This is a genomic window from Rariglobus hedericola (assembly GCF_007559335.1).
In the GTDB taxonomy this organism is placed as follows: Bacteria; Verrucomicrobiota; Verrucomicrobiia; order Opitutales; family Opitutaceae; genus Rariglobus; species Rariglobus hedericola.
In genome coordinates, this window is the sequence record NZ_VMBG01000001.1 from 1,769,739 (window position 1) to 1,789,001 (window position 19,263).

19 protein-coding genes are annotated in these 19,263 nt (G+C 61.0%); 6 read left to right on the forward strand and 13 right to left on the reverse strand.

Features of this window, described 5'->3' with window-relative positions; genetic code table 11:
* Positions 1 to 25: 25 nt before the first annotated feature.
* From FPL22_RS07805 to FPL22_RS07820, 4 genes are all read right to left on the reverse strand, one after another.
* The gene (locus FPL22_RS07805) at positions 26 to 1,603 is read right to left on the reverse strand and encodes a beta-ketoacyl-ACP synthase 3 (protein WP_144229529.1); all 1,578 of its coding nucleotides are present in this window, start codon (positions 1,601 to 1,603) and stop codon (positions 26 to 28) included.
* A gap of 111 nt (positions 1,604 to 1,714) precedes the next feature.
* The gene (gene kdsA, locus FPL22_RS07810) at positions 1,715 to 2,515 is read right to left on the reverse strand and encodes a 3-deoxy-8-phosphooctulonate synthase (protein WP_144229530.1); all 801 of its coding nucleotides are present in this window, start codon (positions 2,513 to 2,515) and stop codon (positions 1,715 to 1,717) included.
* 24 nt (positions 2,516 to 2,539) lie between these two features.
* The gene (pyrG, locus tag FPL22_RS07815) at positions 2,540 to 4,183 is read right to left on the reverse strand and encodes a CTP synthase (RefSeq protein WP_144229531.1); all 1,644 of its coding nucleotides are present in this window, start codon (positions 4,181 to 4,183) and stop codon (positions 2,540 to 2,542) included.
* Between the two features lie 81 nt (positions 4,184 to 4,264).
* Entirely contained in the window at positions 4,265 to 4,456 is a 192-nt protein-coding gene (locus FPL22_RS07820) for a hypothetical protein (protein WP_144229532.1), read from the reverse strand.
* Between the two features lie 107 nt (positions 4,457 to 4,563).
* Here FPL22_RS07820 and FPL22_RS07825 point away from each other — a divergent pair, with 107 nt between their 5' ends.
* The 4 genes from FPL22_RS07825 to FPL22_RS07840 all read left to right on the forward strand — a co-directional run bounded on the left by FPL22_RS07825 (position 4,564) and on the right by FPL22_RS07840 (position 8,266).
* A complete protein-coding gene (locus tag FPL22_RS07825) occupies positions 4,564 to 4,947 on the forward strand; it encodes a DUF6941 family protein (RefSeq protein WP_144229533.1) in 384 nt (127 codons plus the stop codon).
* Positions 4,948 to 5,012: 65 nt separating this feature from the next.
* Positions 5,013 to 6,020, forward strand: a complete 1,008-nt coding sequence (locus tag FPL22_RS07830; RefSeq protein ID WP_144229534.1) for an adenosine kinase — start codon at positions 5,013 to 5,015, stop codon at positions 6,018 to 6,020.
* 131 nt (positions 6,021 to 6,151) lie between these two features.
* Entirely contained in the window at positions 6,152 to 6,826 is a 675-nt protein-coding gene (locus FPL22_RS07835) for a lamin tail domain-containing protein (protein WP_144229535.1), read from the forward strand.
* A 138-nt stretch (positions 6,827 to 6,964) separates the two neighbouring features.
* Complete coding sequence (locus tag FPL22_RS07840) at positions 6,965 to 8,266, forward strand: glutamate-5-semialdehyde dehydrogenase (RefSeq protein WP_144229536.1); 1,302 nt, start codon at positions 6,965 to 6,967, stop codon at positions 8,264 to 8,266.
* On the opposite strand, the gene FPL22_RS07845 is transcribed toward FPL22_RS07840, so the two are convergent.
* The 9 genes from FPL22_RS07845 to FPL22_RS07880 form a co-directional block, all read right to left on the reverse strand.
* Positions 8,263 to 10,635: a heavy metal translocating P-type ATPase metal-binding domain-containing protein gene (locus tag FPL22_RS07845; protein ID WP_415663377.1), complete on the reverse strand. Its 2,373-nt coding sequence runs from the start codon at positions 10,633 to 10,635 to the stop codon at positions 8,263 to 8,265. The two genes, FPL22_RS07840 and FPL22_RS07845, sit on opposite strands and share 4 nt — an antisense overlap.
* A gap of 56 nt (positions 10,636 to 10,691) precedes the next feature.
* On the reverse strand, positions 10,692 to 11,366 hold the full coding sequence (locus FPL22_RS07850; protein ID WP_144229538.1) for a sulfite exporter TauE/SafE family protein: 675 nt from the start codon (positions 11,364 to 11,366) through the stop codon (positions 10,692 to 10,694).
* 3 nt (positions 11,367 to 11,369) lie between these two features.
* A complete protein-coding gene (locus FPL22_RS17700; RefSeq protein WP_162525228.1) occupies positions 11,370 to 11,528 on the reverse strand; it encodes a hypothetical protein in 159 nt (52 codons plus the stop codon).
* A complete protein-coding gene (gene ccoG, locus FPL22_RS07855) occupies positions 11,525 to 12,961 on the reverse strand; it encodes a cytochrome c oxidase accessory protein CcoG (RefSeq protein WP_144229539.1) in 1,437 nt (478 codons plus the stop codon). The genes FPL22_RS17700 and ccoG overlap by 4 nt, the downstream gene beginning before the upstream one ends.
* Positions 12,962 to 12,997: 36 nt before the next feature.
* Positions 12,998 to 13,534 carry a cbb3-type cytochrome c oxidase N-terminal domain-containing protein gene (locus FPL22_RS07860; RefSeq protein WP_144229540.1) on the reverse strand — a complete coding sequence of 179 codons (537 nt, stop codon included), beginning with the start codon at positions 13,532 to 13,534 and terminating at the stop codon, positions 12,998 to 13,000.
* Positions 13,521 to 13,706 (reverse strand): hypothetical protein, encoded by a 186-nt coding sequence (locus tag FPL22_RS07865; RefSeq protein WP_144229541.1) that lies wholly within the window; start codon positions 13,704 to 13,706, stop codon positions 13,521 to 13,523. The genes FPL22_RS07860 and FPL22_RS07865 overlap by 14 nt, the downstream gene beginning before the upstream one ends.
* An 18-nt stretch (positions 13,707 to 13,724) precedes the next feature.
* Positions 13,725 to 16,034 carry a cytochrome-c oxidase, cbb3-type subunit I gene (gene ccoN, locus FPL22_RS07870; RefSeq protein ID WP_144229542.1) on the reverse strand — a complete coding sequence of 770 codons (2,310 nt, stop codon included), beginning with the start codon at positions 16,032 to 16,034 and terminating at the stop codon, positions 13,725 to 13,727.
* A gap of 35 nt (positions 16,035 to 16,069) precedes the next feature.
* Positions 16,070 to 16,357, reverse strand: a complete 288-nt coding sequence (locus FPL22_RS07875; RefSeq protein WP_144229543.1) for a hypothetical protein — start codon at positions 16,355 to 16,357, stop codon at positions 16,070 to 16,072.
* Positions 16,358 to 16,954: 597 nt separating this feature from the next.
* Entirely contained in the window at positions 16,955 to 17,860 is a 906-nt protein-coding gene (locus tag FPL22_RS07880) for a PocR ligand-binding domain-containing protein (RefSeq protein WP_144229544.1), read from the reverse strand.
* 345 nt (positions 17,861 to 18,205) lie between these two features.
* Here FPL22_RS07880 and FPL22_RS07885 point away from each other — a divergent pair, with 345 nt between their 5' ends.
* Both FPL22_RS07885 and FPL22_RS07890 read left to right on the forward strand, forming a co-directional pair.
* Positions 18,206 to 18,649 (forward strand): Hsp20/alpha crystallin family protein, encoded by a 444-nt coding sequence (locus tag FPL22_RS07885; RefSeq protein ID WP_144229545.1) that lies wholly within the window; start codon positions 18,206 to 18,208, stop codon positions 18,647 to 18,649.
* A gap of 61 nt (positions 18,650 to 18,710) precedes the next feature.
* Positions 18,711 to 19,124 (forward strand): Hsp20/alpha crystallin family protein, encoded by a 414-nt coding sequence (locus FPL22_RS07890; protein WP_144229546.1) that lies wholly within the window; start codon positions 18,711 to 18,713, stop codon positions 19,122 to 19,124.
* The last annotated feature ends 139 nt before the right edge of the window (positions 19,125 to 19,263 follow it).

Here is a 19,263-nt window from a genome sequence, read left to right on the forward strand (position 1 = left end):
AGGTCCGTCCTCCTTGGTGAGGATCTCACCACACCAGCAAGCCGCCGGCGAATGTCAGACCCGCACCGACGGAGCAGAAGATAATTTTGTCACCGGCCTTGAAGATACCTTCCTCGGCGGCCCAACCGAGCGCCATCGATACGGACGCGCCCGACGTGTTGCCGTATTTGGCGATGGTCACGACGAACTTCTCGAAGGGAATTCCCACGCGTTTGCCCACGGCTTTAAGGATGCGTTCGTTGGCCTGGTGAGGCACGATCCAGGCGATGTCGTCGGGCTTGAGGCCGTGGCGTTGCATAGCCGATTCGATCTCGTTGGCGAAGGCGATGACCGCGCTCTTGAAGACCGCACCGCCATCCATCTGGAGATAAAAATCATCACGGTCGCTGCCGTCCGCATTCGGGATCGGACGGTTCGCACCGCCGCCCGGACGCTGGATCGCTTCGAAAGCCGACGCATCGCCGGACAACGCCATGCGGTGCAGGCGATGACCGTCCGGAGCATCCGTCAGGATCGCGGCACCCGCGCCGTCACCAAAGAGAAACGCCGTCTCGTGATCGTTGGGATTGGTGATGCGCGAGAGCAGTTCGGCGGTGACCACGATCACGTTCTTCGCCGTGCCGCCACGGATGAAGGCGCGACCGACTTCGAGGGCGTAGAGCCAGCCGGAACAGGCGGCATTGACGTCAAACGCCAGCGCTTTCGTGCAGCCGAGCAAACGCGCGAGCGCGCTGGCCATCGAAGGCACCGGCTGGTCGGGAATGATCGTGGCGAGAATGATACCGTCGATCTGCGCGGCGGTCATGCCGGCCTGAGCGAGGGCGTGGTTCACCGCGGTGGCGGCGAGCGAAGTCGCGCTCTCGTCGGCATCGGCATAGCGGCGCTCATGAATGCCGGTGAGCTTGTGCATCTCGGCCTCGGTGCGACCGGGAAACGCCTTCAAAATCTCGCTCGTGGGACGCACGTTTTTTGGCACGGCGTAACCGACACCGGCGATGCAGACGGTCTCGGCTCCCGCAGCGGGGGCGGACGATGAGAGTTGCGAGCTCAGCGTGGAAAGACCGGAACCTGCAGCCTTGGGGTTGGCCGCGAGGTAGGCGGTGATGTCGTCGCCGGAAACGCGTCCACCGGGACCCGTGGCGGCGATTCCCGTAAGCGTGGCGGGATCGAGCCCGGCTTCCTGCGCGAGCTTGGCGGCGCGCGGTGTCCACTGAAGACCGGAAGGAGTGGAGGCCGGCGTGCCGATCTTGGCCACGACCGGAGCCGGCGCGACCGAGACCGTGGCGGGAGCGGGAGTCAAGGGCTTGGCGACGACGGGCGCGTCATCTTTGACCTGCAGGTTTTTGAGCGAGATATCCGCCGTGCGGATGCGCAGGAACGGCGAGCCGCTGGGCAGGATGTCGCCAGCTCGGGCCTGCACGATTTCGATGGTGCCATCGCACGGGGCTTCGAACTCGAATACCGATTTATCGCTCTCCAATTCGGCGATTTTCTCGCCTTTGGCGATATGCACGCCGGAGACGACCTTGATGTCGATGACTGTGAGTTCGCTGACGGTCGCCCCCATGGAGGGGATGGCAACGTCGATGAGAAAGGTGTCCATCAGGGTTAAATTTATCGGGTTATGTTGAGTCCGGAGGAGTCACCGTCAACCACTTGGGCGGAATTAAAACCCGAGCTGAGCCTGCCTAAATTTGAACGTTTCTCAAAACGCTCAGGCAGAACGGGCGAGTTTCCAGAACGCGAGGCACTTCGCGAGCAAGGCTTCAAGCTCGTCGAGCGGCACCATGTTCGGGCCGTCGGACAGGGCATTATCCGGATCGGGATGCGTTTCGAGAAAAAGGCCGTCGGCACCCGCGGCGAGCGCGGCGAAGCTGAGCGTGGGCACGAACTCGCGTTGTCCGCCACTCTTGCCACCGCCGGCACCGGGGAGCTGCACGCTGTGCGTCGCGTCGAGGATCACGGGGTAACCGTTCTTCGCCATGATCGGGAAGCCGCGCATGTCGACGACGAGGTTGTTGTAACCAAAGGTCGCGCCGCGCTCGCACTGCCAGATTTCGGCCGCGCCACCGTGCTTCAATTTACCGACCACATGGACCATGTCGTTGGGTGAAAGAAACTGGCCCTTCTTCACGTTGACCGTCTTGCCCGTGGCGGCGGCCGCAAGGAGGAGATCGGTCTGACGGCAGAGGTAGGCGGGGATCTGCAAGACATCGCATACTTCGGCGACGGGCGCGCACTGCGAAGCGTCATGGACATCGGTCACGCAAGGCAGCCCGTAGTCTTTTTTGACGAGGGCGTGAAGTGCGAGGCCCTCTTCGAGACCGGTGCCGCGACCGCCGGCGATGGAGGTGCGGTTGGCTTTGTCGAAGGAGCCTTTGAACACGAGGTTCAGCTCGGGATACTTCGCGCGGATCGAGATCAGTTTCTCGGCCACGGAGCGCACGACCTTCTCGTTTTCCAGCGAGCAGGGACCGGCGAGGATGAGGAGTTTTTTGGAATCGAAGAGAGGCATGAGGTGGGAGCTGCGAACTTACGCTTACTTCTTCTTCGCCTTCACGGCAGGCTTGGACTTAACGGCTTTCTTACCCGTCTTCTTGTTCTTCAGCGCGGCGCCGATGAACGCGGCGAAGAGCGGATGCGCCTTGTTGGGCTTCGACTGGAATTCGGGGTGGAACTGGACCGCGAGGAACCACGGGTGGTCTTTGATTTCGACGATCTCGACGAGATTGCGGCGCGGGTTGATGCCGCTGATCACGAGGCCGCCACGCTGGAGCTGGCCGACGTAGGCGTTGTTCACCTCGAAGCGGTGGCGGTGGCGCTCGCGGATGTTCGGCGCCTTGTAGGCTTTCGCGGCGTTGGAGCCGGGCGTGAGCGCGCACTCGTAGCTGCCGAGGCGCATGGTCGCGCCTTTATCGATGATCTTCTTCTGCTCCTCCATCATGTTGATGACGGGGTGCGGTGCGTTGGCATCGAACTCGGTGGAGTTGGCGCCTTTCAACTTGAGGACGTTACGCGCGTATTCGATCACCGCGATCTGCAAGCCAAGGCAGAGACCGTAGTAAGGCACCTTGTTTTCGCGGGCGTATTTGGCGGCGGCGATTTTGCCTTCGGTGCCGCGGTCGCCGAAGCCACCGGGGACAAGAATACCGTCGAGCCCTTTGAGAATGGAGAGACCGTTTTTCTTTTCGAGATCCTCTGCGTCGATGCGGACGATGTTAACGCGGGTATTGTTCGCGATGCCGCCGTGCGTGATGGATTCGTAGACGGACTTGTAGGCGTCCTGGAGCTCGATGTATTTGCCGACGACGCCGATTTTAACCTCGTTGGCGGGGTTCTTCACGCGACGCACGATCTCGGTCCAGATGTTCTTCTCGGGCGCGGGATTTTTCAGCCCGAAGAGATCGATCACGAGGTCGTCCATGCGCTCCTTCTGGAGGGCGAGAGGGAGTTCGTAGATGGAATCAACGTCGCCGCACTCGATCACGGCTTTGACCGGGACGTTGCAGAACATGGAAATCTTGTCGCGCAGGCCGGCTTCGAGCGGATGGTCGCAACGGCACACCAAGATGTCGGGCTGGATACCAATCTCGCGGAGCTTCGCAACGGATTGCTGCGTGGGCTTGGTCTTCAATTCGCCGGCTGCCTTCAAGTAAGGCACCAGCGTAACGTGGATAAAAATGCAATCGGTCGGCCCGACTTCGAGGGCGAACTGACGCATCGCTTCGAGGAACGGCAGGCCCTCGATGTCGCCGGTGGTGCCGCCGATTTCGGTGATGAGGACGTCGACGTCTTTACCGCCGGCGTAGATGCGCTCTTTGATCTCGTTGGTGACGTGTGGGATCACCTGCACGGTCTTGCCGAGATAAACGCCGCGGCGCTCCTTGGAGATCACGCTCTCATAGACTTGGCCGGAACTGAGCGAGTTGAGCTTGGAGAGCTTGCCGCTGGTGAAACGCTCGTAGTGGCCGAGGTCGAGGTCGGTTTCCGCACCATCTTCCAACACATAGACTTCGCCATGTTGGAACGGGCTCATCGTGCCCGGATCGACGTTCAGGTAGGGGTCGAATTTCTGGATGCGCACGGTGAGACCGCGCAGCTCCAAAAGAGCGCCCAGCGCGGCTGCCGTGAGGCCTTTGCCCAACGACGAGACCACTCCGCCTGTCACGAAGATGTATTTCATCGGACATCAATAGGCGGTGCCCCGAAAGCCTGACAAGCAAAAGCTAGCTTTCACATGCACCCACCCCCTTGCCGTCAGCCCTTATACCCACAACCACAACGCAAACGCTCCGGTCACTCCGGCGAATACCAGCATCGCCACGCTATAGATCGACCACTTGAGGGCCTTGGCGATCGTCCAGATGATCGCCCCCGCCGTCAGGGCGAAGCACGCCAGCACAAACCCGCGCGGATAAGCGCGCAGCGGGTGGAGCCAGGAATCGAGCAACGACATCACCCCAAACACAAAACACCCGACACGCATCCGCCAAGCCTGCGATTTACCCGCTTGCCCCTCGCCGAAACCCGCCAGTAAATCCCTGAATCCATTTTACTTAACCGATGCAATCCACTCCTCAAGTCCTCGCCTGGCTCACCTGCGACGGCGTGCATGTCGATCCCGGCACGGGCAAACACACCATTCTCGGCGTTTTCTCGAACATCCGCGGCCGCCAGTTCCCCGTCGTCCACCCCTTCATGGTGTGGTTCCTCACGTTGAGCGACGTCCCTTCCGGCAAGCACAAGATCAAGATCTCCCTCGGGCTCGACGCCACCCACCCCCAGTCGCTCATCGAACGCGACTTCGAGTCCCAGAGCCCTCTCCAACGCATCAATCTCATCAACGAGATCCGCAACCTGTCGTTCCCGCAACCCGGCGATTACTCGATCATCATCGAGGTCGATGAGGAACCGCTGCTGGTCACCAGCATCACGGTTTCCAACTAAGCCGGCCTCCCGCACGTCCAACTAGGCCGTATTTCCCGTCAACCTGTCTTTCTCATCTCCGTTTCATGCCTGCTTCCGCTCATTCGTTTGAACTCATCGGCGTCGGTTCACCCATCATGGATTTGCTCGCGCAAATCCCCGACACCTTCCTGACCACCCTGACCGGCGCCAAAGGCGGTATGGTGCTCGTGGATGCCCAGGAGATGGAAGCCATCGTTACGCGTCTTGAGAACCACCCGGCCACCGTCGCCGGCGGCTCCGCCGGCAACACCGCCGTGAGCGCCGCGCGCCTCGGCATCCGCACCACCTTCCTCGGCAAGCTCGGCAACGACGCCACCGCCCGCGCCTACAAGGAAAACTTTGCCCACGCCGGCGGCGATGTATCCCGTTTCAAATACGCCGATCTCGCCAACGCCCGCTGCGTTTCCCTCATCACGCCCGACGCCGCCCGCACCATGCGCACCTGCCTCGGCGCCGCGATGACCTTGGCCGCCGGTGAAATCAGTCCCGCCGACTTCCACGGCTGCCGTCACGCCCACATCGAGGGCTACCTTCTGTTTAACCGCGATCTCGCCAACGCCGTGATCACCGCCGCCCGCGCCGCTGGTTGCACCATCAGCATAGACCTCGCCTCCTTCGAGGTCGTCAACGCCGCCCGCGACTGGATCCTCGCCCAGCTCCACCACGGCATCGACATCGTGTTCGCTAACGAGGACGAGATCCACGCGCTCTTCCCCGCCGTCGGCCAGGACTACCCCGCCCTAGCCAAACGCCTCGCCGAATTCGGCGGACTCGCCGCCGTGAAAATCGGCAAAGACGGCGCCTGGATCGCCAAAGGCACCGAACTCCACCGCATCCTGCCCGTTCCGGCTCCCACGGTGATCGACACCACTGGCGCCGGCGACGCTTGGGCCGCCGGTTTTCTCTACGGTTACCTGCGCGGTTGGACGCCCCTCGCCTCCGGCGCGCTCGGCTCCCGACTCGGCTCCGAATGCGTCCGCCACCTCGGCCCCGCCATTCCGGCGGCCCAATGGCCCGCCATTCACGCCGAAGCCGCAAAGCTCTCGGGCTGACGCACGCCTTAGTTGCGGGTGGTTGATGTAGGCGAAATTGCTCCATCGTTTTGCATGTATCCACATGTAAACTACGACCCGTTTTCCATTCTCGACATAGGCAAAGCCACCTGCATTTTGCCCCGTTTCACATGAAAAGATTCTTCCTTTTTGCCGCCATGCTCGCATCGGCGGCCTCCTCTTTCTCGCAGGTTTATATCACCGAGTTCATGTGGAGAGGCAACACACGCCTTGGCGATCAATTCGTCGAACTTACCAATTTCGGCCCCGCCGCGGTCGATGTGAGCGGATGGCGTTTATGGAACAAGGGTAACGTAACTAATGGATGGTCCCTTGATAACTTGGATTCGATCGCTCCGGGCGAGTCCGTGGTTATTTTGAGCCAATATGTCGGCGACGAAGAATTCCGCGATGTATGGCCGGATTTAACGAGCGGCGTGCAGTTTGAGCCAGGCGGCACGGATATGGCCCGCGAGGATTTTATTCTTATTCGCGACGAAAACGGCGATCCTGTGGATCGGATAGACTTTTACGACATCAACAACCCTGACCTGATCAATGCCCGTGGTGTCAGCGCGGTGACCACTTTCGGAAATCTGGGCAAGAACATCTTCGCAGACTGGTTCCTTTCCAACGATGCTCCCGATGGCTCTGACGACTTTACCAATCTCACCTCGATCTACAACGACATCGGCACCCCCGGTTATCTCAACTTCGCCTACACACCCGTTCCCGAGCCGGCGTCCGCCGCCGCGCTCCTCGGACTTCTTGCGCTCGGTGCCGCCTCTTTGCGCCGCCGCCGCTGATCGCTCGCGATCCCGCTTCCTCCTCACGCCTCGCGTTCCCTTCCGGACGCGGGGCTTTTTATTGACCGCGCAGCACTTGCAAACTGCCTCCGAGGCTTGCCATTCGTCAGGGGTCATTCGTCATTGAGCCTTTCCGCCATGTCCGCCGACCTCGCCCAACTCGTCACCTTGATCGCCCAACGCGCCCGCGCCGCGTCCCTCGTGCTCGCCACGACCCCGACCACGCGCAAAGACGCCGCGCTCCTGCGCCTCGCCGAGTTGCTGCCCGCCGCCTCCGCTGAACTGCTGGCCGCCAACGCCAAGGACCTCGCCGCCGCCGAAGCCAACGGCCTCGCCAAACACGAGATCGAACGCCTCACCCTTACGCCCGCCAAGCTCGACCACCTCGCCGAATCCGTCCGCCAGGTCGCCGCGTTGCCCGATCCCGTCGGCACCGTGCTCGAAGACTGGACCCGCCCCAACGGCATCCACATCCGCAAACGCCGCGTGCCCATCGGCGTCATCGGCATCATCTACGAAGCGCGCCCCAACGTCACCATCGACTGCGCCATCCTCTGCTTGAAGTCCGGCAACGCCGCCATCCTCCGCGGCGGTAAGGAAATTTTCAATACGAACACCGCCTTCGCCGCGCTCATTACGCAGGCCCTCGCCGACACCGGCCTGCCCGCCGACGCCGTGCAACTCATCCCCACGACCGACCGTGCCGCGCTCAACACCTTGCTGAAGCTCGACACGCTCATCCACTGCATCATCCCCCGCGGCGGCGAGAGCCTCATCCGCTTCGTCGCGCAGAACTCCACCATCCCCGTCATCAAGCACTACACCGGTGTGTGCTTCGTCTACGTGGACAAAGCCGCCGACCTCACGATGGCGGAGAACATCCTCATCAACTCCAAGACCCAGCGCCCCGGCGTGTGCAACACCGCCGAGCAACTCCTCGTCCACGCCGACATCGCCGCAACCGCACTGCCCCGCCTTGCCTCCGCACTCGCGGCCAAAGGCGTCCAACTCCGCTGCGACCCCGCGTCCCTCGCGATCCTGCAAAGCGCCGCCTCCAGTTCTCAACTCTCAGCTCTCAAGTCTCAACTGTCCGCAGCCTCCGCAGCGGACTACACCGCCGAGTTCCTCGACCTCATTCTGGCCGTGCGCGTGGTCCCCTCCATCGACGAAGCCATCGCCACGATCAACCGCGACAGCTCCGGTCACACCGAATCGATCATCACCGCCGACGCCGAAGCCGCCGCGCGTTTCCAACTCGCGATCGACAGCGCCGTGGTCGCGTGGAACGCCAGCACCCGTTTCAACGACGGCTTCGAGTTCGGTTTCGGCGCCGAGATCGGTATCAGCACCGACCGCCTCCACGCCCGCGGCCCGATGGGTTTGAACGAGCTCTGCTCCTACAAATACGTCATCGATGGCACCGGCCAAGTGCGAGCTTAACGCCTCCACACGCCCCGCATTCCCCAACCGACGATCGCCAGCGTCGCGAGCGAGCTGAGCGGCATCAGGATCGCCGCGATCAGCGGACTCATTCGTCCCGACACCGCCATGCCCACCGCCAGCAGGTTGTAGGAGACCATGAATACCAGCAGCGCCATCTGCGTGCGGTGGCGCGCATCGTTGATTTCAAACAGCGCGCGGATGCCCGCCACACCTCTGCCCAAGTAATAAAAATCCGCCTTCTGCTCAAGCATCCCTCGATGCACCGCCGGCGTTCCGCGACACAGCGCCCGGTCAAACGCCAGGCTATCGTTCGCCCCATCGCCCAGCATCATCGCGTCGTCATGCGCGATAAACCAGTCCGCCTTCTCGCGCGGCGATAGCTCCGCGAAACCGTTATCCGGCGGCAGTGCCAACTCGCGCATAAGACGCGCCACTTTCTCACGTCGGTCGCCACTCAGCACCACCACTTGCAAGCCGCGCCGCATCAGCGCCTCGACCTCCACCCGCGCATCCGCCCTCGCCCGATCTGCAAACTCAAAACTCCCCACCGCCCGCCCTCCCCGCGCCAACACCACGCCTTCGGCAAGTTTGTAACTTAATACGTTACAAATATCCGGCTCCATCGCCTCACTCGAATCATCCTCCCGGGAAACTGTTCTCCAGCCCGGACGGCCGAGCGTCCACTGGCCGAGCGTGACTCCGTGGCCGATGGTTTCGATGACTTCGCCTTCGAGCGCGTCAACCTGTCCTTGCGCTAGCAACGCTTCGTGCAACGACCGGCTCACCGGATGCGGGTTGTCGCGCACCAACGCCAGCAATGCCGCCCGCGCTTCCATGTTCAACGCCTCCAGCTCCTGCGGATTTTGCAGCACCGGCGTCTCCAGCGTGAGCGTTCCTGTTTTATCAAAGGCGAGCACGCGCACCCGGCGCAGTCGCGACCACAAATCTCCCGCACGCACAAACACCCCGCGCCGTCGCAAGGCCACCGTCGCGATCTCCTCCGCCAGCGGATAAGCCAGTCCCAGCGCACACGGACACGATACGACTAGAACCGCTGTGACAATTGCCCCCGCGCGCAGCCAGCCAACTCCCGCCAACATCCATCCGCCGCCCGCCAATCCCGCCACCACCAGTATCACCAGCAGGTAACAACGTATCACCTGCTCGATCAGCTTATGCTCCTGGGTTGCCCGCACCATCGGTCGCAGCAGTTCGGCCAGCAATGATTCATCCCATCCTTGTGTCGCCACCAACCGAATACACTGACGCCCGATATTCTGCGCACCGGCTGGAATCCGCTGGCCGGCTCGAAACGTCCGTGGCTCGGCCTCGCCGTTGATCCACGCGAGGCTCATCGACGCTTCATCTGACTCGAGTTTCGCCTCCACGGGAATCGTCTGTCCGGTCGTCACTTCGAAGTTCATTCCCGTGCGCAGCGTTTCTACCGCCGCCTCGGTCACCGTGCCATCCGCCGCCCACACCCGCACATGCGGTGTTGCCGGCTGGCGGCTGAGCAACCGGCGTTGATTACGCTCCACCGCCACGACCTGCGCCCAGCGTCCGACCAGCATCAACACGATGAACGCGCTCACAAAATCAAAATACACGTAGCTCTCTTCGCCCCGCAGCCAGCCATACAGCGACCCGAGATACGCTCCCGTGATGCCCAGCGCGATCGGTAGATCGATGTGCAGCACCCGTTCGCGCAACGCCCGCAGCGCCCGCGCCAAAAAATAACCGCCGCCCGCCAGCAGGCTGAGCGTCGCAAACACCAGCTGCAGCGTGCCAAACAAGCGGGCATACTCCTCCGTGCTCTTCATGCCGAAATAGGCCGGCAGCGCGAAGAGCATCACGTTCATCGAAAACGCCGTGCACAGCCCCACGCGCCGGATCAGCACGCGGCTCTCCGCTTGCTCCGCGTTCACCTTGCCCGCCGGCCCGACGAGATAATTAAACTTCTGCAACGTCCGCCCAAAGGACACGCCGTCAAATTTCCCCGGCTCCCAACTCCAGCGTATCTGGCCCGTCTGCGCATTCACATCCAGTCGCCCCGCGCCCGGCTGTTTATTGAATAGTTTTTCAATCAGCCAAACGCAGCCCGCACACGAGATCCCCTGAATCTCCATCACCAGCTGCGCCGCCCGTCCGCGCTGGTCCGCGACTGCGGCTTCAGCCTCGCGCATCGCATCGGCCAGCCAGTGATAGTCACGCGGTTGGAGCAGCGCAGGATCCGCGGGAGCGCTCACGTCATCGCGGATGCGATAATAGGCATCGAGCCCTTCTTCGTGCACGAGTCGGAAAACATACGCGCAGCCCGCGCAGCAAAACTCTCCTTGCGGCGATGGCGCACCGCAGTGTTTGCACACCAGCTTCCCCTTTACCGTGGTCCGCGGTTCTTTTCGTTCTGAATCAAGAGTCGCGTTCACCGACATAAAAAATCGCCTCCTTGCGCGCTCAACCGCCACGTCAACACGAGCGCCGTTACCAGTGCCAATCCCGCTTGCACCCGGCCGAGCACTGCAGGCGTGAGCTTCAACTGAAGCCGTCCGTAATTCGCCTGCACGAGCCAGAGCAAGGGCACCGTCCCCAAACCAAACGCCAACATAAACTCCGCCCCGCGCACCCCCGATCCGGCGAAGGCGGAAATCGCGATGAGGAAATAAAGCGGCCCGCACGGCAGGATCGGCGTCGCCGCGCCCATCACCGCAGCCATGCGTAATCGCGAGCGTCCACGCAGCGCGCTTTGCAGTTTCCACTGGAGCCGGGTGAGCACGGCCAGCCGCGGCAGTCGTTTTTCCAAGCGCAGTCCCACCACCAAAAAGAATCCGACCAGCACCCATGGCAGCACGCTCACCGCCGAGCCTCCCGCGAGGTCAAATGGCAGCCGCCCCAGACCACCCGCCACCGCACCCAAAATCGCATACCCCACCAGACGTGCGCCGTGATAGACCGTCGCTACCGTGAACGGATCGACCCGGTCTTCGCGCGCCGGCGCCATCATACAGGTGAGCGGACCGCACATGCCCGCGCAATGCAGGCTCGTCACGAGTCCCGCCACGAAGGCCGCCGCCGGAGTGTTGATGCTCGCGAATTCCATGGGTCAGCGCGGCACGTGATTTTCGAGCGGCACGTCGTTTGGCCGGTGCTTGGTCGCAAAATAAAACATGGCCGTCCACGCCATCGCCATCAGTGCAAATACCACGCCGACACCGATCCACATGCCGACTGCCCTGGGGTTTTTCACAGGTGGGTTTGTCATGGATGCTGCTCCTTTTTTTCACGGGCGTCTTCGTCGAGGAGCTCTTTGTCCGGACCTACAAACTGCGCCGTTCGCTCTAGGGAAAACGTGCCCGCCTCATCGGCCAGACGCACCGTGAGCACGAAACCTCCTTCGTAATGCGAACGCGGCATCTGCAACACCAGCGAACGAACGTCTTCCGCCAGCGGCGCGAGTTCCACGCCTTCGTCCAAGCCGGTGCGCATCAGCGCGGCGGGGGCACCGGGCAGCGTGATCACGAAACGGGCAGCGTGATCGGTCTTGTTCACGATACGCACGAGGAACTGATTTCGCACCACGTCGTCGGTCACGAAATACGGCGCACCGGTCAGCCGCGTGATGGCCAGATTGGCCGGACGCACCGTCGAGAGTGCCCATACCGCCACGGTCGCACCCACCATCAACAGCACCGCATAAACGATTGTCCTCGGACGCAGCCAGCGGGTGCGTCCACCTGCAAAACCGGCGAGCGAATCGTAACGCACCAGTCCCTGCGGACGGTGGACCTTGTCCATCACTTCGTCGCATGCATCCACGCACGCCGCGCAGCCGATGCACTCGAGTTGAAGCCCTTGGCGGATATCGATGCCCGTCGGGCAGACTTGCACGCAGCGATTGCAATCGATGCAGGCACCGGCATCAGGCGTGCCCAGTTTACCGCGGGGCTCGCCGCGCGTGGCATCATAGCCAATCACCAGCGAATGGTCATCGATCAGCGCCGATTGCAGGCGACCGTAAGGACAGATGACGATGCACAACTGCTCACGGAACCACGCAAAGTTGAAGTAGAGAATACTCGTGAAGATGAACACAAAGACAAATGCCGCCCAGTGCGTGGCGGGTGCATCGCTCATCATCGTCCACAACTCGGTAATCGAAACGTAGTAGGCTAGAAACAAGTGCGCGATCACCGCCGAGAGCACGAAGAAGATCACCTGTTTCCCTCCGCGGCGGATGATCTTCAAGGCCGTCCATGGCTGCGCATCAAGCTGCCGGCGACGCACCGCATCGCCTTCGAGCCAGCGCTCCACACGGCGATACACGTGCTCGAGAAATACCGTTTGCGGACAAGCCCAGCCGCACCACAAGCGACCGAGCAACGCCGTGATAAAAAACAAGCCAAACCCCAGACCGGTGATGCCGAAAAACATCAGCCACGTGTCCTGAAATGCCAGCGTGAACCCGAAGAGGTGGAATCGCCGGTCCGCGATATCCAGAAAAACCGCGGGATGTCCGCCCACCGGAATCCACGGCAGCGAAAGATAGATCGCGATCAACAACCACCCCGACCACCGGCGTGCTTGGGTGAACAGTCCGCGCACATCCGCCGGATGCAAAAAAAGCCGCGATCCATCCTCGCGAATCGTGGTGACGAAATCGCGGTTGGGTCGGACAAAGGGGACGGGAGTTTTCATAAAGAGCGCGCATCGAGCGCAACGCGCGAAGCCGATTTAAGGCTCCTGATGATGACTGAGAATAAACGCAGTGACCTCGGAGACCTTTTTTCCGCCCAGAACCGGACCCCACGTCGGCATGCCTTTGGCAGGCACGCCTTCGTTGATCGTGCGCAGCACATCGATCGGCGTGCCGCCGTGAATCCAAATACTGTCGATGAGGTTAGGACCGATGCCTCCGGTGAGCGCGGCATTGTGGCAACTGGCACACGTGGACTGGAACGTGGCGCGCCCTGCTTCCACGAACACGGGGTTACGGCTCATCTTCCAGAGCGTGGCGTCATCCAGCACACCGCCGGAGTTGCTGATTTTCTCTGCTTCAATGCGCTGCATCTCCACGGCGAGCCGTGTCTCATCGGTCGCATGACTGAAATGTTGCGTCACCATCCAATAGAGGATCGCGAAGACGATGCCGGCATAGAGCGTCGCCAGCCACCAGTTGGGCAGACGCCGGTCATATTCGGCGATTCCGTCAAACACGTGCTCACGAATCGGATCTTCGCCGGGAATGGATTCAGGTTTATTCGGATTCATCGGCGGAGATGGCGGTTTCAGATTCGAACGGGAGTCCGGCCATGCGATCGATCTGGCCGCTCTTCATGCGAACGGCGCGATAGAAGATCGTCACATAGACCGAACCGGCGGTGATCAGGGCAATCAGCGGAAACAAGCTGACCCAGTTTTCAAAAAGAATACGGCGGAACATGGGAATGAGTGGTCAGAATTATTTTTCGGATGTTTTGAGCGGCAGGACCGTCTCGTATTTTCCGAGCTTCTGAAGGTAGGCGATCAGCGCCACGATCTCACGGTCGTGAGCAACGTAGGCACCCGAAGCCTTGAGATCAGCGGCGATGGCTTTCTCCTGCGTTTCGATCAACGCGGTGAGTTCACCGGCCTTATATTCCGGATACGGGACGCCGAGGATGCGCTGCACGGCGAGTTTCGAAGTCAGCGCATCGGCATCGGTCTTTTGTTTCAGGAGCCAGGGATAATTGGGCATATTGGAATCAGGAGAAACGTCGCGTGGATTCTCCATGTGGCGATAATGCCAGACGTTCGGATACTTGCCGCCCACGCGGGCGAGATCCGGACCGGTGCGCTTCGATCCCCACTGAAAAGGATAATCGTAGATCGACTCGCCAAGGCGTGAGTAATCGCCGTAGCGGAGCACGTCCGGCACGATCGTGCGGATCATCTGCGAGTGACAGTTGTAGCAACCCTCACGGATAAAAATATCGCGGCCCGCAAGTTCGAGCGGTGTGTAGGGCAACTGCCGCCGGCCTTCTACATTGCTCGCACGGTTTACCAGGGTCGTCGGAATGATCTGAATCAACCCACCGGCGGCGACCGCGATAAACGTGAGGATCGTAAACGGCAGCGCGTTGACCAGGAGCCGGTCATACCACGCGGCCCAACGACTTGTGCGCGTGCCGAAATGCACCCACGCCAGCATCACGCAGAGCGCGGTCCCCAAAAGGCCGGCGAGCTTCAGGAAATCTCCGCCAAACATCCAGGCGCAGGCGAAAATCGTGCCGAATACCGAGAACAGCACCGGCGGATTAAACACCATGCCGCCGAGACCTAGACGCTCCGGCGCCGTGGGCTCGCTCTCGAACACCTCGACGGTTCCATTGACAGCCTTCGCGCCCCGAATGGTGCGATAGAGATTGTAGCAGAGCAGGAACCAACCGGCGAGATACAGGGTGCCGCCCACGACACGGAACAGCATCATCGGCCGGATCGCGTTCAGTGTATCGAGGAAGTTGGGATAGGCCAGCAACGTGCCGTGCTCCGTCGTGGCATTGAGCATGAGACCTTGGGTGATGCCCGAGGTCCACATGGCCGCGACGTAGAGAAGGATGCCGACCAGCCCCACCCAGAAATGGAGATTGGCGAGCGCGATGGAATGCAGCGGCTTGTTCCAGAGGCGCGGCAGCAACCAGTAGATCATACCCGCGGCCATGAAGCCGTTCCAACCCAGCGTGCCTGCGTGCACGTGGCCGATAATCCAGTCCGTGTAGTGGCCGAGCGCGTTGACTGATTTAATGGAAAGCAGCGGTCCTTCAAACGTCGCCATTCCGTAGAACGTGATCGCCGCCGCGAAGAACTTGAGCACGGGATCGGTGCGGAGCTTGTGCCACGCACCGCGAATGGTGAGCAGACCGTTCAACATGCCGCCCCACGAAGGCGCCCAGAGCATCAGAGAGAACGTCATACCCAGCGCCTGCAACCAGCCGGGCAACGCGGTGTTGAGCAGGTGATGCGGTCCCGCCCAGATATAAACAAACACCAGCGACCAAAAGTGAATGACCGACAACCGGTAACTGTAAACGGGACGTTCGGCCGCCTTCGGCACGAAGTAATACATGATGCCCAAAATCGGTGTGGTCAGGAAGAACGCCACGGCGTTGTGCCCATACCACCACTGCACCAGCGCATCCTGCACGCCTCCAAAAACCGGATACGAATGCAGCAGGCTCGTGGGAATCGAGAGGTGATTCACGATGTAAAGCATCGCCACCGTGATGATCGTCCCGATGTAGAACCAGATTGCCACGTAGAGCGCCGGCTCGTGACGCTTGGCGAGCGTCCAGAAAAAGTTTACCGCAAACACGACCCAGATGAACGCCACCGCGATGTTGATCGGCCAGATGAGCTCCGCATATTCCTTGCCGCGCGAGAATCCCAGCGGGAGCGTGATCGCCGCAGCCACGATGATGAGCTGCCAGCCCCAGAAATGAAGCGTGGAGAGAAAATTACTCGCCAGCCGCGCCTTTACCAGTCGCTGCGTGGAGTAATAGACACCGGCGAACATCATGTTGCCCACGAAGGCAAAAATCACGGCATTGGTGTGCAGCGGACGCAGTCGCCCGAAGGTCAGCCACGGCAGGTCAAAATTGAGCCGCCAGTAGTTGAGTTGTGAGGCGACAATCAGGCCGACCAGCATGCCCACCGCGCCCCAGATGACGGAGGCGAGCAGGAATTGGCGGACGACATGGTCGTTGTATTCGATCGTGATCTTACGGTCGGTCATAGAGGATAAGGTCGAGGAGTCGCGAAGCGTGCTAATCAAACAGGCGCCTGTGCGGCACGACGGGTGGCACGATGCAGGCACGAAGCACAGGAACCGTTGCCGTGGCACACATGACCGGCTCCGTGCGCGTGGCGTTGGTCTTCGGCGACCGGGAGTCGCTCAGAGGCCCCCGCGACGATTCGCGGCGTTTCATCATCCAGCGGTAGCAGCGACTCGCGCTCCGCGCCACTGAATGGGCGTCGCGAGTATTCGCGCAGGAAAAAAAGCACGAAGGTAAAAACCAGGCAGAGGCTGATGGTCAGAGTGAGCGGAACGACGGACATGGTGGGATGGATTAGCGTCAACAAGGAGGTCTTATGGCTCCGGCAGTTTACTCATGTTCACCCGGCGCATCTCCGCGCGCTTTGGCCACGACTGCGCATTTCTTGTCATTAGCGGAACGTCACCCGCAAAAGATGCGCGCAGTATCGCAAACCATGCGAAGCGGCCCGCGACCGCTTCCGGCATACTGTAATCCATGAACGAGCGAATACTCCTCGCTTTAAAAATGCATCGTTCCGCCCTGCATGAAGGCTGGGCGGCGCGTCTGCATGCCGCGCCAGTCACCTCGCCCCTCGCCCACCCCGATACATTGGTTTACCTCATGAAAACCACGATCGACCAAGTCTTCCACGAGCTGGCCCAACCTTCCGCCCGCCTGCGCCAGCCTCCGGTCCCGCGGGACATGTGCCGCTGCGGGTTAAATCCTTTGCTCAGTTACTTCGCGACCGCGGCGCTTTCATTCCAACATACTATGGCGCAAAGCGCCGACGACCAGGCTGTCTCTCTGCATGACCTCGACATTGTGGACCGCGCGGTGACCCGAGTCGCCCGTCGTGAGATCACTATTTTTTGCGCACTATGCCGGCACGACCTAAAGACTACGCCGCGCGTCCGTGAATGCGTTCACGATAAGCCGTCGGAGCTTCACCCGCCACTTTCCGAAAGACCCGGTTAAACTGCGACAACGACTGGAACCCCGCCTCGAACGCCGCCTCGCTGATCCGCTTGTGCGGATTGAGCAGGAGATTCTTCACCTTCTCCACGCGCACCCGCGCCAGATAATCGGTAAACGTGATGCCCGTCGCCTGCTTGAACATCTTGCAAAAATAAAACGCGCTCATGTTCACCGCCTTTGCCACATCGCCCAGCGAAAGATCGTCGCCATGTTTCTCCGAGATGTAGATGCGCGCACGACTGATGGCCGGAGCCTCGGCATTCTCCTCGGTCACGGAGAGCTGGTTGCTGAGCGTCGCGAGATGCTGCGCAAAAATCTCCAGCAGACGGAGGATCGAGGTGTATTGTTTCTGTGTGACGACGCGGGACTGGAAAAACGCCTCCTCCAGCCTCTTCAGATCCACATCGGTGCCAAACTTCAGAATCTCCCGCGTGGTCTTCGCAAACTGCGCCTCGGTCGGTTTGTGCAGCAGCACCTGACCGGTTTGCAGAAACGCGATAAGATTCTCCCCCACGCGCACCGGCACCGCCGAGTCGCACAACCCCGCGAAACACTTGAGCGTCTTTGGCTCGAGGCGGGCCTCGACCTCCACGCGTCGCTGCAATTGTAAACACGCAGAGCAACTCTGATTGCTCTTGGCCATCAGTGCACAAAACGGATTTTCGTTGGGATCACCCCGGTGTGTAAGATCAAACGCCTCCAGCGCCCTCAACCGGAACGGCAGTCCCGTCGTCTCGCGAAAGGCCTGCTCATAGTCGCGATAAATCTGCGAGCGCTTGAGCTGCTCGACCAGAAGGCGGCTGCGTTGGGTGGGCGATTCAGACGACATGTTGGGCGCAGGCTACACATGGCTTCGCGCATGAGCAACGGCTAAGCCTGCGGCTTTCTCCAAATCAACGGGTTTCATTTTTTATAATAGACCCGATTTCCCCCGCTTTCAGGAGCTGAACAGCGCCAAAACATTTCGCCCGCCAGACCGCGTCTATTTTTCCCACGGCGCGTCACACTGAAACGACAGAGTAACCCACTGCGTTTTCACCCGCTGGACGCAACCCGCCTCGCTGCGGCGACTTAGCTCTGCCCACCCGCGCGGCACTCCTCATGCAATCTCGGTGGACTGAAAGTTTATTCACAGACCCTCACTACAAACCAAAGAAATCCAAACCCACCTACCATGAGATTCGTTCGCTACACCTATCCGTCCGCCCGCAACGTCAACTTCTTCAACGGCGCCGCTTCCCGCGGTCTTGAGAACGAGGTAGATCGCCTCTTTAACACCGCACTCGGCAACTTTTCCGACCGCGGCATTCCCGTCGACCTCTACGAGGACAAGGACAACACCTACGTCCGCGCCGAGTTGCCGGGAGTCGATCGTGAGGCCATCACCGTTGAACACGCCGACGGCCGCCTGAGCATCAGCGCCTCGCGTCAACCCACGGCGCCTCAAGCCGGCGACAAATCCGCCGAGCCTGTCACCTTCACCCGCAACGTCAGCGTGCCCGATCAAATCGTGCAGGCCGACAAGATCTCTGCCGCGTATGAAAACGGCGTGCTCACCGTCACCCTGCCCAAACGCGAGGAAACCAAGCCGCGCAAAGTCAGCGTCACCGTCGCCTGAACAACCAACGCCTCAACCTCCTTCATCCAACCCAGTCCGTCTTAATCCTTCTTAAATCACCATGTCTCTCCTCAGCTCCTTCCTTCCTTCGTCCGCCAATTCCTCCGCCTGCGCTCCGGGTTCTGCCTGCGGCGTCACCGACCAGCAAACCGCATCGGTCCGCCCGACTTACCGTCTCGATCAAACCGCCGAGGCCTACACGGTCACGGTCAACCTTCCCGGCGTGACCAAGGACAACCTCACCGTCGATGCCGAGGACGGCGTTCTCACAGTCACCGGTCGTCGTTCCTGGCAAAAACCCGGGGGCTGGACGGCCCTCTATCGTGAGTCCGCCGACGCCGGCTATACGCTCTCGCTCGCCTACGACGATGCGGTCGATACCGACAAGATCTCCGCCGCGCTCACCGATGGCGTGCTACGCCTGACTTTGCCCAAGGCTGAGGCTCGCAAGCCGCGTAAGATCGCCGTCGCGTAATCTCATCCACGTTCTCCGCATCAGTCGCGTTCAACCTCAACCCTGCCGCCCGCCGCTTCACCGCGGCGGGCGGTTTTTTTGACTCGTCCTCAGGCCAATTAATTAACGCTACATCGGTTTCTGATTCACCTGATTCCAA